Origin of the sequence: Oceanospirillum sediminis (genome assembly GCF_014164585.1) — a bacterium.
Classification (GTDB): Bacteria; Pseudomonadota; Gammaproteobacteria; order Pseudomonadales; family Halomonadaceae; genus Oceanospirillum; species Oceanospirillum sediminis.
Genome location: NZ_JACJFM010000221.1, coordinates 1 through 361 on the forward strand (window position 1 = coordinate 1; position 361 = coordinate 361).

1 protein-coding gene is annotated in these 361 nt (G+C 40.4%); it reads right to left on the reverse strand.

The features are described 5' to 3' along the window. On the reverse strand, positions 1–357 hold a 357-nt coding region (prs, locus tag H4O21_RS28480; RefSeq protein WP_502243757.1), incomplete at its 3' end, for a ribose-phosphate diphosphokinase. Between the last annotated feature and the right edge of the window lie 4 nt (positions 358–361).

The window sequence follows — 361 nt, forward strand, 5'->3', positions numbered from 1 at the left end:
AGACAATATGGGGTGCGTACAAATAGCCCTTACACTAAGTGCTCCTCTTTCTATCATCAAATCTGCAGCTTTAGTTAAAGTTCCTGCTGTATCTACCATGTCGTCAACCAGCACAACATTTTTACCAGTAACATCCCCAATCAATTCCATATGGGAAATCACATTGGCCTTCGCGCGCTGCTTATAACATATTACCACATCGCTTTCCAGTGCCTTAGAATAGGCATAAGCTCTTTTTGAACCTCCCATATCTGGCGAAGCAATAGTTAAATTTGGCAAATTTAAACTCCTTAAGTAAGGCAAAAAGATGGTAGATGCAAATAAGTGATCCACCGGCTTTTCAAAGAACCCTTGAATTTGG